The 14,360-nt window shown below is 68.4% G+C and carries 12 protein-coding genes; 4 read left to right on the plus strand and 8 right to left on the minus strand.

The genetic code is table 11. The features are described from left to right. Positions 1 to 23 precede the first annotated feature (23 nt). Both IL252_RS07880 and IL252_RS07885 read right to left on the minus strand, forming a co-directional pair. Positions 24 to 866: a hypothetical protein gene (locus tag IL252_RS07880; protein WP_208627562.1), complete on the minus strand. Its 843-nt coding sequence runs from the start codon at positions 864 to 866 to the stop codon at positions 24 to 26. Positions 867 to 1,004: 138 nt separating this feature from the next. Continuing rightward, positions 1,005 to 2,303, minus strand: coding sequence for an amidohydrolase (locus tag IL252_RS07885; protein ID WP_208627563.1), 1,299 nt, complete (start codon positions 2,301 to 2,303; stop codon positions 1,005 to 1,007). A 163-nt stretch (positions 2,304 to 2,466) separates the two neighbouring features. On the opposite strand from IL252_RS07885, the gene hisG reads away from it, so the two are divergent. Next, entirely contained in the window at positions 2,467 to 3,315 is an 849-nt protein-coding gene (gene hisG / locus IL252_RS07890; RefSeq protein ID WP_208627564.1) for an ATP phosphoribosyltransferase, read from the plus strand. 24 nt (positions 3,316 to 3,339) lie between these two features. On the opposite strand, the gene IL252_RS07895 is transcribed toward hisG, so the two are convergent. Beyond that, positions 3,340 to 4,704 (minus strand): acyl-CoA thioesterase/bile acid-CoA:amino acid N-acyltransferase family protein, encoded by a 1,365-nt coding sequence (locus IL252_RS07895; protein ID WP_208627565.1) that lies wholly within the window; start codon positions 4,702 to 4,704, stop codon positions 3,340 to 3,342. Between the two features lie 46 nt (positions 4,705 to 4,750). After that, the gene (locus IL252_RS07900; RefSeq protein ID WP_208627566.1) at positions 4,751 to 5,911 is read right to left on the minus strand and encodes a matrixin family metalloprotease; all 1,161 of its coding nucleotides are present in this window, start codon (positions 5,909 to 5,911) and stop codon (positions 4,751 to 4,753) included. 167 nt (positions 5,912 to 6,078) lie between these two features. On the opposite strand from IL252_RS07900, the gene IL252_RS07905 reads away from it, so the two are divergent. Continuing rightward, positions 6,079 to 7,122 (plus strand): hypothetical protein, encoded by a 1,044-nt coding sequence (locus IL252_RS07905; RefSeq protein ID WP_208627567.1) that lies wholly within the window; start codon positions 6,079 to 6,081, stop codon positions 7,120 to 7,122. Positions 7,123 to 7,161: 39 nt separating this feature from the next. Here IL252_RS07905 and IL252_RS07910 read toward each other — a convergent pair whose 3' ends face one another. Then, a complete protein-coding gene (locus IL252_RS07910; RefSeq protein WP_208627568.1) occupies positions 7,162 to 7,671 on the minus strand; it encodes a DUF367 family protein in 510 nt (169 codons plus the stop codon). 89 nt (positions 7,672 to 7,760) lie between these two features. Between IL252_RS07910 and IL252_RS07915 the strand changes: the two genes are divergently transcribed. After that, positions 7,761 to 9,332, plus strand: a complete 1,572-nt coding sequence (locus IL252_RS07915) for a redoxin domain-containing protein (protein ID WP_208627569.1) — start codon at positions 7,761 to 7,763, stop codon at positions 9,330 to 9,332. A 128-nt stretch (positions 9,333 to 9,460) separates the two neighbouring features. Further along, entirely contained in the window at positions 9,461 to 9,793 is a 333-nt protein-coding gene (locus IL252_RS07920; protein WP_208627570.1) for a nuclear transport factor 2 family protein, read from the plus strand. Positions 9,794 to 9,796: 3 nt separating this feature from the next. Here the strand turns inward: IL252_RS07920 and IL252_RS07925 are convergent, their stop codons facing one another. The 3 genes from IL252_RS07925 to serS all read right to left on the minus strand — a co-directional run bounded on the left by IL252_RS07925 (position 9,797) and on the right by serS (position 14,250). Further along, positions 9,797 to 11,947: an amino acid permease gene (locus tag IL252_RS07925; protein ID WP_208627571.1), complete on the minus strand. Its 2,151-nt coding sequence runs from the start codon at positions 11,945 to 11,947 to the stop codon at positions 9,797 to 9,799. 299 nt (positions 11,948 to 12,246) lie between these two features. Further along, positions 12,247 to 12,723 carry an Lrp/AsnC family transcriptional regulator gene (locus IL252_RS07930; protein ID WP_208627572.1) on the minus strand — a complete coding sequence of 159 codons (477 nt, stop codon included), beginning with the start codon at positions 12,721 to 12,723 and terminating at the stop codon, positions 12,247 to 12,249. A 141-nt stretch (positions 12,724 to 12,864) separates the two neighbouring features. Next, a complete protein-coding gene (gene serS / locus IL252_RS07935) occupies positions 12,865 to 14,250 on the minus strand; it encodes a serine--tRNA ligase (RefSeq protein ID WP_208627573.1) in 1,386 nt (461 codons plus the stop codon). Positions 14,251 to 14,360 lie beyond the last annotated feature (110 nt).

Here is a 14,360-nt window from a genome sequence, read left to right on the forward strand (position 1 = left end):
CTGAAAACGCTACCGAACCCGGATCAGTTGCCGCCCGCGTTGGCGTGGTCGGGCGGACCGCCGTCGTCGGTCTCCGTCTCGTCTTCTGGCGCTTCGTCGGTCTCTCGTTCCTCGTCTTCGCTCTCGGCTTCTCCTCCGTCGTCCTCGTCTTCTGGCGCTTCGGTTTCCGTTTCGTCGTCCGCTTCGTCGTCTTTGTCGGGACCAGCGTGTTCGGGCGGACCGCGCTCGTCGTCGGTCTCGTTCTCGCTGTCGGGACCGGCGTGTGCGGGCGGGCCGCGCTCGTCCTCGTCGGTTTCGTTCTCGAATGCCGTCTCGTTCTCGTCTTCGGTCTCGTTCTCACGGTCGGGGCCGGCGTGTGCGGGCGGACCCGCGTGGGCTGGTGCGTTCCCGGGATTGTTCGCCTGGACGAAGGCGGCGACCTGCGGGCCGATGTGGCGTCGGTCACCGTCCAGCAGCGACTGGACGTAGGCAGACACCTGCTGGCCGAAGGCGCTCGTCCGGTTCTCGCCGAGGTACTCCTCGCCGAGCAGGTCGGCCGTCGTCGTGGCCGTCCGGTTGTCCGCGGTCGCGGTGACCGAGATGGTCTCGTTGACCTCGGGCGAGTCCAGTTCGACCTCGCCGTCGTCGTCGGTCGTGTACGACCCGATCCCTTCGTAGGAACTCCCGTCTTCGCCACCCACGTCGACGGTGGCGTTCTCGACGGCGCTGTCGTTTGCCGTGACGCTGATCGTCACGTCGTCGTCCTGTGCGACGCTGACCGACAGCGCCGCGTTCCCCGCTTCGTCGTCGGCCGCCGCAACGCCGGGACCGACTGCGGCCCCGACCAGCGTGACGGCCATCGCCAGTGCGAATAGTTCGGTGCGCATCGTACCAGAGACGTGTCCCAACACCGGCATAAACCCCGAATCCGGTTCAGTCAGTTCGGCGACGTTCGAGACTAACTCAGACGGCGCGAGAACGTTTAGAAACGTCTCTCGTCGTTTAACCCCGCCCGGCGGCCGCCGCTACTCCGCTGCGCGCTCGACCAGTGCCGTCGCGTGCTCGCTCGCCCGCTGGACAACGGCCGCCTCGTCGAACGGTTGCACGTCCCGATCGCGCATGAGGACCGTCCCGTCACAGACGGTGTGGCGCACGTCGCTCGCGCTGGCGGCGTAGACGAGGTGGCTCACGAGGTCGTGGGCCGGCGTCAGGTGGGGTTGGTCGAGGTCGACCACGGCGAGGTCGGCGTTCGCGCCCGCTTCGATCCGCCCGCTGTCGAACCCGAGCAGTTCGGCCCCGCCGGCCGTGGCGATCTCGACGACGCTCGCCGCCGCCATCGCGCTCGCGTCCTCGGCGGCGAGCTTGCCGATCATCGCGGCGTCGCGCATCTCGTCGAACATCGAGAGGTCGTTGTTCGAGGCCGCCCCGTCCGTCCCCAGGCCGACGGTGACGCCGGCATCGAGCAGGTCCTGGACGGGTGCCATCCCGCTTGCGAGCTTCATGTTCGAGGCAGGGCAGTGGGCGACGCCGGTGTCGGTGTCGGCCAGCAACTCGATCTCTCGCTCGTCGACGTGGACGCCGTGGGCGATCCAGGTGTCCGGGCCCAGCACCCCAAGGTCGTCGGCGTACTCCAGTGGCCGCTTGCCGTGCTCGTCGACGATCGGGCCGACCTCGTCGCTCGTCTCGTTGGCGTGCAGGTGGATCGGCCGGTCGGCGTCGTTCGCCGCGGGGACGAACTCCCGGAGGAACTCTTCCCCGACGGTCGTCAGCGAGTGGGGCTGGAACGTCGTCCGGATGCGCCCGTCGGCCGCGCCGTCGAGGCGCTCGGCCACGTCGAGGCTCTGCTGTACGTCTTCGCGTGCGGCCTCCTCGTCCTTGCCGACGGTGACCGCAGTGTGGCCCAGCACCGCCCGCAGGCCAGCCTGCTCGACGGCCCCGGCGATCTCGTCGACGTGGAAGTACATGTCCGAGAGCGCCGTCGTTCCGGACTTGATCATCTCGACCAGGCCGAGCTCGGCACCGGCCCGCACGTCGTCGGCCGTCAGTTCGGCCTCGACGGGCCAGATGTCCTCCTGGAGCCACGCATCGAGGGGCTTGTCGTCGGCGTACCCCCGCAACAGCGTCATCGCCACGTGCGTGTGTGCGTTGACCAGTCCCGGCACGACGAGGCCGCCGCTGGCGTCCAGTTCGTCGTCGCCGGCGAGCGCGCCGGGCTCGTCGACGGCCGCGATGTCGCCACTCGACTGATCGATCAGTACGTCCGCGCGTTCGACGGTCAGGTCCGGTCGGAGGACCCGTCCGCCGGAGACGAGGAGTTCGCTCACGCCCGACGGTTCTGTCCGGGGGTGCCTGAATCCACCGCCTTCCTCGTACTGCTGTCTCTGCGGACGGTCCCCACGACCGGGGTGCGAATTCCAGCGGACAGCGACAGCCACCACACCACTTGGGAAGGGAAAAGCAATTGCGGCGGGCCGTCGAGGTGTCCGTATGCGCATCGCCGTCCCCAACAAGGGCCGCCTGCACGATCCGTCGGTCGACCTGCTGGAACGGGCGGGGCTCCACGTCGTCGACGGGGCCGACCGCCAGCTGTACGCCGAGACGGTCGATCCCGACGTGACGATCCTCTACGCCCGCGCCGCAGACATCCCCGAGTACGTCGCCGACGGCGCGGCCGACGTGGGGATCACCGGACTCGACCAGGTCCGGGAGGCCGATCCCGGCAACCTCACCGAACTGCTCGATCTGGACTTCGGCTCGTGTCGGCTGGTGCTGGCCGCGCCCGAAGACGACGCCGTCGAGACGGTCTACGACTTCGAGGGCGGCCGCGTCGCCACGGAGTTCCCCAACGTCACGCGCCGGTACTTCGAGGAGATGGACGTGGACGTTTCGATCACCGAGGTCTCGGGCGCGACCGAGCTCACGCCCCACGTCGACATCGCGGACGGCATCGTCGACATCACCTCGACGGGGACGACCCTGCGGATGAATCGCCTGGAAGTCGTCGACGAAGTGCTCGACTCCTCGGTCCGCCTGTTCGCCCGCGAGGAGGTCGTCGGCGACGAGAAGGTCGGGCAGGTCGCGACAGCGCTGGAGTCGGTCATCTCGGCGGAGGGCAAGCGCTACCTCATGATGAACGCGCCCGAGGACGCGCTGGACGACGTGAAGGACGTCCTGCCCGGCATGGGCGGCCCGACGGTGATGGACATCGCCGGCAGCGACGACGTGGCCGTCCACGCCGTCGTCAACGACGCCGACGTGTTCGAGACGATCACCGCGCTCAAGGACGTGGGTGCCAGCGACGTGCTGGTCACCGAGATTGAGCGGTTGGTAGAGTAGCTGTTTGCTTCCCTCTCGACAGTCTCACTCGCTGTTTTCGTCGACCAACGCTCGCCGCAAGAACGCGACGCGCTCGGGCCACGCGTCGGCGATGGCGGCGGCGTTGCCCCGCGGTGTCCCGCCGAGCACGTACTCCTCGGTCGCGTACAGCGGTTGCGTCGGTTTGTACGGTACGTTCGACACCGCGTGCCCGGCGTTCTCGTAGCTGAGATGGGCCACCTCGTGGTCGAACCCATTCGCTTCGAGCCGTTCGACAGCCCGACGGGCGAACGTCGCGGACGGCCAGAGTGTGTCCGCTTGCCCCGAGACGAACATGATGGGCGCGTCGATCTCTTCGATGGGTATCGTCGCGGCCTCGACCGTCTCCTCGCTGGCCTGTTCAGTCCCGGCCAGAAACGTCGGCGTGTAGATGGCCTTTCCGCCCTCGAACTCGGTGGTTCCGGACGCGGGCACCAGTGACGGCAACCGCTCGCCCCCCGCTGTCCAGGCGCGCCCCCATCGGTAATGACTCGGTGCCAGTACGACGACCGCGCCGATCAGATCAGATCGGACACCGAGCATCAGGGCCACTTCGCTGCCTCGCGAGACGCCCGTGACACCGATCTGGCTGTCAGCGACCTCGGGGAGCGAATCAAGAAACGCCGCCGCCCGCTCGAAATACGACAGTGGCACGTCGCGAAGCTGCGAGGGGTTCCCGTCCTCGGGACCGAAGTAGTCGAGCGACAGTGCGGTAAATCCGTGGCTCGCGAGCAGCCGGCCGTACGACCAGACCTCCTCGCCGCCCGACCCGTGCAGGGCGAGCACGCCCGGGTGCGGTCCGTCACCGGCAGGGACGAACAGTTCGCCGACGAGATCAGACTGCCTGACCGGCCGGTGTTCGACACTCTCGCCGACGAGCCGCCGGGTCTGGGTCGCCGTCGCCCGTCGCTCGCCGTCGATCGCCGCGACGAGCGTGACCGTTGCCGACGAGACCGGTGGCGTCTCGGTCTCGGTCGCCGTCTCGGTCTCGCTGGCCGTCGATACTGCCGTTGTAAGCAGTTCTGGCAGTTCCTCGGGCTGGCGCATCGACCACAGCCACCCCATCGGCGCGACACCCTCGTAGTCGCCCGCGACCGGTGCCTGATCGCTGAGATCCGCGATTCCCTCACTGTCTGTCTTGATCGTCAGCGTTGAGACGGACGGCTGCTCCCAGTCCATGTGAACCGCCAGTTCGACCTCGGTCTCGGGCGGGAAGCCCGTGAGCCGAATCGGCGTCACCTCGTCGCGCAGCACCGTTCTGTCGATCTTGATCGACGGCTCGGCGGACTGACAGCCTGCGAGTGCCGTCGCGCCGAGCGCACCGATCGTCGCGAGCGCGTCCCGTCGTGACAACGGCGTTCGCCCCTTCATACTGAGCGCACTCGGACGGTTGTAAAAAAGGTGAGCAATCCGGCGCTTACTTCCACCAGTCGCTGCGGACCTCGCGTGGGTCGTTGGTCCTGAAGATGGCCGCCCGCTCGCCGTCTTCGAGGCCGAACGCCGTCCCCAGCCAGTAGCCGGTGTGCCAGCCGACGGCGTCCTCGCCGACGGGGCCGATACAGACGACCATCCGGGTGTACAGCTCCGCGCGCTCGTCGGTGTCGAGGTTCCGGACCGAGCGGAGAGCGCCCGATCCGTCGGTGACCGTACAGCCCCGCTCGCTGTCGTTGGTGACGACGACCTCGGCGAACTCCGGTTCGTCGCTCACGACGACGCTGACGTTCTCCGGCACGGTGCTGTCGGCCCCGCCGTCGTAGTACTCGACCGCGTGGCGGACCTGCTCGCGGACCACCGCCGGGTCCCCGTCGATCGTGTCTGGCTCGACCGCGACGTGGAGGGTGTCGCCGTACCACGGGAACGGCCGGTCGGTGGCGTCGCGGATGTCGCCCTCGTAGCGCTGTGCCATCAGGTCCAAGGGCTCGTCGCTGTGGTTCAGCCCGACGAGGTGGCCGAACTCGTGGCGCGTCGTCGCCAGGACCCCCGCGTTCGAGCCCTGGCTCTCGACGGCGGCGACTTCGAGGTCTCTGGCCCTCGTCCCCTCGTGGAGGTACGCCGCACAGCCCGCGACGTTGGTCTCCTGCTCGTCACAGCGATCGACCGACTCTCTGAACTGGACCTCGACGCGGGCGTCGTCGGGGTCCTCGGCCAGCACGAAGCGGTACTCGAAGTCGGTGTAGCGCTCGATGTTGGCGTTCCAGTAGTCGATCGTCCGGAGCGTGAGCGCGGTGGTGTTGCGCCCGTCGTCGGCGCTGTCGTTGATCCGCACCGGGACGATCTCCTGGCCCCACGGGTTGTCCGACGAGAGCGTGTCGTCCGGCGTTTGCGTGGCCGTCTCTGTCGGTGATGGAGTGGGCGTCGGCGTCTCCGTCTCGGTCGGTGTGGGCGTCTCTGTCGGTGATGGAGTAGCCGTCTCCGTCGCGGTCGGTGTGGCCGTCTCCGTCGCCGTCTGGGACTCGACGGCGGTCGGCGTGGCCGTCTCGCTCATCGTCGGCGTGGCGTCCTCTGAGACCAGCAGCCCGCTACAGCCCGCGAGGGTGACGAGGACGACCACGACCGCGGTGGCAGTTGTACGCGACATCGTATGCACCACTGCGTCGCTGCGCTTGTAAGTCATACTGCCGGCTGTAACTTCGTGAGGATCTTCGCCACCCCGGGGTGGCGAAATCGTTCACAGATTTACAGCCGGTAGTATCACTCGGCCACTCGCTGCCGGCCATTTATTTCGCCCCGCGACAAAGGAGTGGTATGTACGAGCGGGTCGCCGACCTGAAGCTGACCGTCGACGAGTACGAGCTTGCCGATCGTCGCCGTGACACCTCCAGTGGGTTCACGCGGCGAACGACGACGGTCGCGCTCCACGGCGACGGCGAGGTCGGGCGCGGGGAGGACGTGACCTACGAGCCCGAGGACCACGATTCGATGCACGCGCTCACGGCCGATCTGGCCGGCGAGTACACGCTGGATTCGTTCTCCGACCGACTCGACGACATCGACCTGTGGCCGGAGCCGCCGACGCAGGACCCGGCCCGTCACTACCGGCGCTGGGCCTTCGAGAGCGCGGCGCTTGACCTGGCGCTGAAACAGGCCGGCCGGACGCTCGGGGACGCACTGGACCGGACGTACGATCCCGTCCGGTTCGTGGTCTCGACGCGGCTGAGCGAGGACGGCGACGGGCGGCCGACGACCGACCGCGTCGAGGCGTGGCTCGACATCGACCCCGGCATCGAGTTCAAGCTCGACCCCACGCCCGACTGGGACGCCGAGCTGATCGCGGCCCTCGCGGCGACCGACGCGGTCCGCGTCGTCGACCTGAAGGCCTACTACGAGGGGACCGACGTGGACACGCCGATCGACGCCGAATTCTATCGGCACGTCGCCGAGGGGCTGTCCGACGCCGTCGTCGAGGACGCGGCGATCACCGACGAGACGCGATCGGTGTTCGAGGGGCGCGAGGAGCGGCTGAGCTGGGACTACCCGATCACGGGCATCGCCAGCATCGAGGCACTGCCCGTCGAACCGTCGTGGCTCAACTGCAAGCCCTCCCGCTTTGGCACCGTCGAGTCGCTGCTGGAGTCGATCGCCTACTGCGAGCAACGCGGCATCCAGCTGTACGGCGGCGGGCAGTTCGAACTCGGCGTCGGCCGCGGGCAGATCCAAGCGCTGGCGTCGCTGTGCTACCCCGACGCACCCAACGACGTGGCACCGGGCGAGTACAACGCGCCCGAGCCACAGGCGGGGCTCCCGTCGAGCCCGCTCGAACCGACGGCGCGTCGCGGTTTCGGCTGGTGACGGCTGGCGAACTCGCCGCCCTCGCCGACCGCCGGCTCGTCATTCCTCGGCCAGATAGTCGTCCTGGACGGCGACGACCTCGCTCGAATCCGCACACGCGGTGTACCGCTCCAGTGGCTCCTCGTTGAGTTCGAGGAAGGTGTGGCCCCAGCTGAAGTGTTCGAGCAACCGCTCGGCGTGGTCGCGCTCGCCGAGGATACAGAGCGCCCCGGCGAAGGCCTCGACCGTGTTGAGCTGGAAGGCGGTGCCGTAGTTGACGGGGTTGCCGGCAACGAGGAAGGGCAGCGACCGGTGGAGCCCTTCGAGGTCGAACGCCTCCCGCTCGGCGGTCTCCCACGAGCAGTCCAGTGCCACCACTCGGTCGGTGCGGGACCCGGAGCCCGCCCGGTCCGCCGGTGAGAGGGCCTGGTCGGCGAAGGGGTTCAGCACGATCCCCGGCGGCGTCGACCGGGTCGCGCGGTGCAACTCGGCCTCGTCGAACTGCGCGAGCCGCCGGGCGCTGCACTTGTCGGGATCGTCGTCGCCCTCGTACCGGACGTGTAGTTCCACGGCCGCTCGTAGGTCGCCAGCCGGTATAAGGGCCACGAGCTTCGATTTTGGACATACAGTTAAGTGGCCGAACGAGAAACTCTCTCGCAGTGATTTCCGAGGGCGACGAAGCGCCGCGGTTCGAGCTGCCGGCCGTCGTCGACGGCGAGCACCGGCGGGTGGCGCTGGACGAGTACCTCGGCGAGGACGTGGTCATCCTCGCGTTCTATCCCGGCGACTTCAACCCGGCCTGTGACGAGGAGTCGGACCTGGACGAACTCGACCTGTTCACGATGCAAAAAGACGTGAGCGTGCTGGGGATCAGCGCGGACACCCTGTACAGCCACGCCGCCTTCGCCGAGGCGTACGACCTGCACGTCCCGCTGCTCTCGGACACGCGTCGCGAGGTCGCCCGAGAGTACGGCGTCACCTTCGAGGACGCCGTCGGGCAGGCCCTGATCGAACGGGCGGTGTTCGTCGTCGACCACGACGGGATCGTCCAGTACGCCTGGTCGACACAGAGCCCGCTGGCTCTGCCCGACGTGGACGCCATCAAGGACACGATCGGCGACACCGGCGGCGACGACACCGCCTTCGCCCGCTATCGGGTCGGCCACGCCCACTACACCGAAGGGCGGCGGGCGTTCACGAGTGCCATGGGGTCCTACCAGGACTCGGAGTGGATGCTCGCTCAGTCTGACTTCGGGCGGGCACAGGCGGCCTTCGAGGAGGCCGCCGACCACTTCGACAGCGCCGTCCGGTTCGTCGACGACGCCGACCTGACGACGTACTACGAGCGCGCCGAGGAGAAGGCGACCGCGCTCTGGCAGGCCGCCGAGTGGCTCTCGGAGTCGGCCAGCGAGTATTCGAGCGGTGCCGGCGCGGCGGGCCAGCAGCTCCGGGACGACGCCGAGCGACCGCTGGAGACCGCCCGCGGCATCGGCGAACCGATCGATCCCGACGCGTGGCCGCCGGACTTAGACGCCGACGACGCCCAGAGCATCCTCCCGCAGGACGACGACGCGGAGGTCGAACTGGCGATCGATATCGACGAGGCCGCGACCGGCGGTGCGGAGGCCGACGCGCCGTCGCTCGACGAGACGCCGGCAGGCGAGGGGTCGGGCGACGAGACCGGTGGCGAGGAGGAGATCGACGACGCGGAACTCCAGGAGATCGAGGCGGAGCTGACCGCCAACCAGCCCGACGACCCGACCGGTGGGGACCCGGCGGAGACGCCGACGAGCATGGTCGACGCACCGCCGGACGCCGACGACGGTGACGCCGAGGGCGACGACGATCTGGCCGAACTCGAAGCGGACCTGGAAGCGAGCCAGTCGGCAGCGGAAACCTCACCGGCGGACGAGGAGCGAGCTGACGGCCCGGACGAGGAGCGTCCGGACTCCACGCCCGACACGCCCTCGCTCGAACCGGACGACGCGGACGTTCCGCCGCCGGGATCTGGCTCGCTGGAACCCGGCGGGGAATCGAGTGACGGCGGGGCCGCGTTCGACGATGGCGATGGGGGAGCGTCGCCCGACGACGCTCCGGACCAACGGGACCACCTCGACGAGACGGACGAGCTCGACGAACCAGACGGAGCCAGCGACGAGGACATGGCCGCGATCCCGACCGAGGAGGAACTCGCCGCGGACGACGAGGAGGACGACGGCGAGCGGTACTGACACGGCCGATCGTCGTTCGCTCTCGGCTCGATCGACACTGTCGTGCGATCGACCGAGCCGTCGCCTCCAACCGTCCGTCTGGCCGCCGGACCACCACTTTCTCGTCGCTGCCGGGCGAGGGGCCAGTCATGGATCGGGTGGCGACGGCACGCGCGTACTACCGGGCACTGGACGAGCACGACTACGACCTGCTTTCGGACGTACTCGCCCCTGACTTCGTCCACGAGCGACCGGATCGGACCTTCGAGGGGCGCGACCGCTTCGTCCAGTTCATGCGCGAGGAGCGCCCACAGACGGAGACGAGCCATCCCATCGACGCTGTCTACACCGGGGCGTCGACCGTCGCGGTCGAGGGACGACTGCTGGCCAGTGACGGGGCGGAGATCACGCGGTTCGTCGACGTGTTCGCGTTCGAGGACGGCGTGATTGCCCGGCTCAGGACCCACACGCCGGAGTCCTGAGGGTCAGAACACGATGCGCTCGAACAGCCGCCGGAGCAGCCCCGGCTGTTCGGACTCGTGTGCGTGGACGGTGATCTCGGTGCTGTCGGCCGGGCCGTCGGGCCGCCGGTCGAGCAGCGAGCCCCGGAGTCGGTGATCGGCTCCCCGGCGGATCCGAATGTCCGGTCTGGTCTGTGCGGTCTCCGTGCCGGTGGCCGAGACCGGGACTGACAGCAGGTCCGCCAGCTGTTCTCGGTACGTCACTCCGGGGCCGTTCTCGTCTTTGTCCCCCGGGCTGAAGACGACGCGACCGCCGTTCTCGGCGGCCAGCGCGTCCGTGATCGCGACGGTGTTGGGGTGGAACGGGCCGCCGTCGTCCTCGACCGCGATGCGCTTCGGTCGGTCGTACCCCCTGTTGTCCACCAGCAACACGTCACAGGGTGCGTGGTCGACGATCCAGTCGACCGGATCGCCGAACAGCCGCGACCGGAGCCGTCGGTGTTCGTGTTCCGCGACGATTGCGTCGACGCCGCGATGGCGCGCGAAGTTGACGATCGCGTGTTTCGTGTCGTGGCTGACGATCTCGCCCGTGTCGACGGCGACGTTCAGGTCGTCTGCGAGGTCGTCGGTCTGTTCTTCGAACTGAACGTCTGCCGGCGACTGCGTCTCGGAGGCCGTTTCGAGGTCCATCTGGTCTGGCACCTCCTCGAACCAGACGGCGACGACGCGGCCGTCGTGTGGCCGCACGAGGTCGGCGGCGATCCGCAGCAGTGCGGCCTCGCGCTCGCGATCCATCTCTCGGGTGATCGCGACCAGCACCTCGTAGGGCTTGTTCTCCATCGCCGAGGCGGTCTCGTCGATGAGCGCGTCGCCGATCCCCTGTCCGACCGCGTCGGCCGCGGCACCCTGTCGCTCGACGTTGGGCCGGGCGTAGAGGAGGTACCAGAGCACGCTCCCGACGGTGATGACGACGGCCCCGACGATCGCGACCGGTCCCATCTGGGTGAGCAACACGACGCCGCTGAGCACCCCGCCGACCTGCAGCCAGGGATACAGCGGGGCCTCGAAGCTTGGCTCGTAGTCACCCTCGCCCTCGCGGAAGGCCACGATCGCGACGTTGATCAGGACGAACACGAGGATCTGGAACGCACTGGCGAGTTTCGCGATGTCGAGGATCGGGACGAACGCGATCAGGGCCAGCAGGACGATCCCGGTCAGCGAGATCGACAGCGACGGCGTGCCAAAGCGCTCGCTGACCTCTGCCAGCGACGTGGGCACGAGGCCGTCACGGGCCATCGCGAAGGGGTACCGAGACGACGAGAGGATGCCGGCGTTGGCCGTCGAGATCAGCGCGAGGATCGCCGCCAGCACCACGGCCCAGACCCCCCACTCGCCCAGCGTCGCTGCCGCGGCCTCGGCGACCGGGGTGGCGGAGCCGGCGACCACGCCCGCGTCGGTGACGCCGACGATGATCGCCACGATCAGGACGTACAGCAGCGTCGTGAACGCCAGCGAGCCAAGGATGCCCAGCGGGATGTTCCGGTCCGGGTTCTCGACTTCCTCGGCGACGCTGGCGACCTTCGTGACGCCAGCGTAGGAGACGAACACCAGCCCCGTCGCGGCCAGCAGGCCGGACAGTCCGTCGGCGTAGAACGGCTGGAAGTTGGCCTGCTGGACGCTCGCTCCGCTGCCGGCGACGAACCACGACAGCGCCGCCAGCATCACCACGACGATGGCGACCTGCAGGCGGCCGGTCTGTTTCGCTCCGGCGAGATTCACCAGGATCAGGACGGCTGCCAGCCCCAGCGCGACGGGCTTGACCGGGAGGTCGAACAGGATCAGGAGGTAAGGAACGCCGCCGACCAGCGCGAGCCCGCCCTTGAACGCCAGCGAGAACCACGTGCCGACGCCCGCGACCGTCCCGAACAGCGGCCCCATCCCGCGCTCGATGTAGAGGTAGGTCCCGCCGGCCTCGGGCATCGCCGTCGCCATCTCCGACTTCGACAGCGCCGCCGGCACGACGAGGATTCCCGCGAGCAGGTAGGCGAGCACGACCGAGGGACCGGCCGTCTTGAGCGCCAGGGCCGGGAGAATGAAGATCCCGCTGCCGATCATCGCGCCGACGCTGATCGCCAGGACGGTCGGGAGCCCGAGGTCTCGCTCTAGCTGTTTCATCTGTCTCGCCGTGTCCGGCCACTGCGCACTCGTTTGCACTCCGCGACGCCGGCCGTCCGGACGCCCGGCGGGGGATCAGTCGCCTCCGCCCGTGCGACCAGCGACCGCCCATCGACGAGGGCCGCCCGTTCGTCTGGGAGTGCTGTGCGAGTGTGGCCGGGTAGTGACTGTCGGACCATGTGTTGCTGTGTCGACACCGCTTCGGTTCGGGTGTCTCTGTTACCCGGCAGTTACAGACGGACGGCAATAAGCTAGCCGATGTAATTGACGATTCGGTAGATTATGGGGTTCGATATTTCCTATTCGTCCGCACACTCTCCGTCGAACCCGTCGAACGCGTCCACGTGCTCGCTTCGGATGAGGTCCTCGTCGGCGACTTCCAGCCCGAGTTCGTCGAGGTCCCGGCCGATGCGGCTGAGGTCGTCGCCGTCCGCCCCGACGACGCTGACGTGGACGTTCTCCTCGCCGGTCATGACCTCCGTCACGCGAACGACGCCCGGAACTTCCAGCGCCGCTTCTGCCAGCTCCTCTCGCCGCGGGACTGGCGCGGTACAGATGATCAGCGTGTACAGCTGGTAGCCGGCGCTCTCGTACTCCACGTCTGCGTGGTACCCGCTGATGAGCCCCTGTTGTTCCAGTCGCTGGATCCTGTTTCGGACCGTGCTGGCCGAGACGTCGGCCGCGTCGGCGATCGTTCCAGAAGACGTGTGGCGCGCGTCGGTCTGCAGTTCGTGGATGATCTTCTTGTCCAGCTCGTCGAGTCCTTCGAGCGTCATGCGTTTCGGTCACGCACCGGATACAAATAGGCATTCCCCGTCACAGCGGCGTCAGCTTTCGATCCCGAGTGCCACTCGACGCCGCCCAGTGGGCTCGCTCGTCGCTGGCGGTCCCCTCGGACGCTCGGACGACCGACCGCCTCAGGCGTCGCCGTCGCCCTCGCCGACGGCGCTCTCGCCGACCGGGTCGTGACCCTCGATGCGTTCCTGGCCGCCCATGTAGGGGCGCAGCGGTTCGGGGACGGTGATCGTGCCGTCGTCGTTCTGGTAGTACTCCATGATCGCGACCATCACGCGCGGGACGGCGACGCCGCTGCCGTTGAGCGTGTGGAGGTATTCGGCCGACTCGTGGCGTTCGGGCCGGTAGTGGATGCCCGCCCGACGGGCCTGGAAGTCCTCGAAGTTCGAGACCGAGGACACCTCCAGCCAGCGCCCGCCCTCTTCGGGGCCGTCGTCCATGTCGTCGCCGGGTGCCCACACCTCGATGTCGTACTTCTTGGCCTGGGTGAACCCCATGTCTCCGGTACACATGTCCAGCACGCGGTAGGGCAGGTCCAGGCGGTCGAGCACTTCCTCGGCCTCGGCGAGCAGCCCTTCGAGGCGCTCGTAGCTGTTCTCCGGCCGGACGAAGTTGACCAGCTCGACCTTGTTGAACTGGTGGACGCGGACGTACCCGCGGGTCTCGGTCCCGTGCTCGCCGGCCTCGCGGCGGAAGTTCGGCGAGAACGCCTGGTGTTTGATCGGGAGGTCGTCGTCCAGCAGGATCTCGTCGCGGTACATGTTGGTCACCGGCACCTCCGCGGTCGGGAGCAGCCAGAGGTCGTCGTCGTCGTGGTCGTCGTCCTGCCGGGCTCCGATGCGGTAGGCGTCCTCGGCGAACTTCGGCAGCTGGCCGGTCCCACGCATCGACTCGCTGTTGACCGGCAGCGGCGGGAACACGTCGACGTAGTCCTGCTCGCGGTGTACGTCCAGCATGAACTGGATCAGCGCGTACTCCAGCCGTGCGCCCTCGCCCTTGACGAACTGGAACCCGCCGCCGGAGACCTTCGCGCCGCGCTCGAAGTCCAGAATGTCGAGTTCCTCGCCCAGCTCGTAGTGAGGGATCACGTCCTCGGGCAGGGTCCGCAGGTCGTCGAACCCCTCGCGGTAGCGCTCGACGTTGTCGCTCTCGTCGTCGCCGACCGGCACCGACTCGTGGGGGACGTTGGGGATCTCCAGCAGGCGAGCCTCCAGCTTCGCTTCGAGTTCGTCGGCCCGGTCCTCGACGCGCTGGAGCTCCGCTTTCAGCTCGCTGGAGCGCTCGATGGCTTCCTGGGCCTTCTCCTCCTCGCCCTCGCGCTTGTACTCGCCGATCTCGCTGGAGACCTCGTTGCGCTGGTGGCGCAGATTGTCGCCCTCCGCCTTCAGCTCGCGCCACTCCGCGTCGATCCGCAGGATCTCGTCGAGGTCGACGCCCGTGACGCCCTTCTGCTCGATGGCCTCCCGGACCATCTCGGCGTTCTCACGGACGAACTGTCTGCTCAACATGGACGGCGGTTGTCCACGCCCGGCCCTAATCATTCCGATCCACCTTTTTCCAGCGGGGGTGCGCCGTCGGCGCACCCCGCTTGCAAAAACGTCCTCAGAGATCGAAGATC

Source organism: Halomicrobium sp. IBSBa (genome assembly GCF_017612575.1).
In the GTDB taxonomy this organism is placed as follows: domain Archaea; phylum Halobacteriota; class Halobacteria; order Halobacteriales; family Haloarculaceae; genus Halomicrobium.

Bases quoted from the DNA above. Each gene is read 5' to 3' on its own strand.
- IL252_RS07880 (WP_208627562.1), bottom strand. From the start codon at position 866: ATGCGCACCGAACTATTCGCACTGGCGATGGCCGTCACGCTGGTCGGG.
- IL252_RS07905 (WP_208627567.1), top strand. From the start codon at position 6,079: ATGTACGAGCGGGTCGCCGACCTGAAGCTGACCGTCGACGAGTACGAG.
- IL252_RS07930 (WP_208627572.1), bottom strand. From the start codon at position 12,723: ATGACGCTCGAAGGACTCGACGAGCTGGACAAGAAGATCATCCACGAA.
- serS (WP_208627573.1), bottom strand. From the start codon at position 14,250: ATGTTGAGCAGACAGTTCGTCCGTGAGAACGCCGAGATGGTCCGGGAG.
- IL252_RS07920 (WP_208627570.1), top strand. From the start codon at position 9,461: ATGGATCGGGTGGCGACGGCACGCGCGTACTACCGGGCACTGGACGAG.
- IL252_RS07900 (WP_208627566.1), bottom strand. From the start codon at position 5,911: ATGTCGCGTACAACTGCCACCGCGGTCGTGGTCGTCCTCGTCACCCTC.
- IL252_RS07895 (WP_208627565.1), bottom strand. From the start codon at position 4,704: ATGAAGGGGCGAACGCCGTTGTCACGACGGGACGCGCTCGCGACGATC.
- hisG (WP_208627564.1), top strand. From the start codon at position 2,467: ATGCGCATCGCCGTCCCCAACAAGGGCCGCCTGCACGATCCGTCGGTC.
- IL252_RS07925 (WP_208627571.1), bottom strand. From the start codon at position 11,947: ATGAAACAGCTAGAGCGAGACCTCGGGCTCCCGACCGTCCTGGCGATC.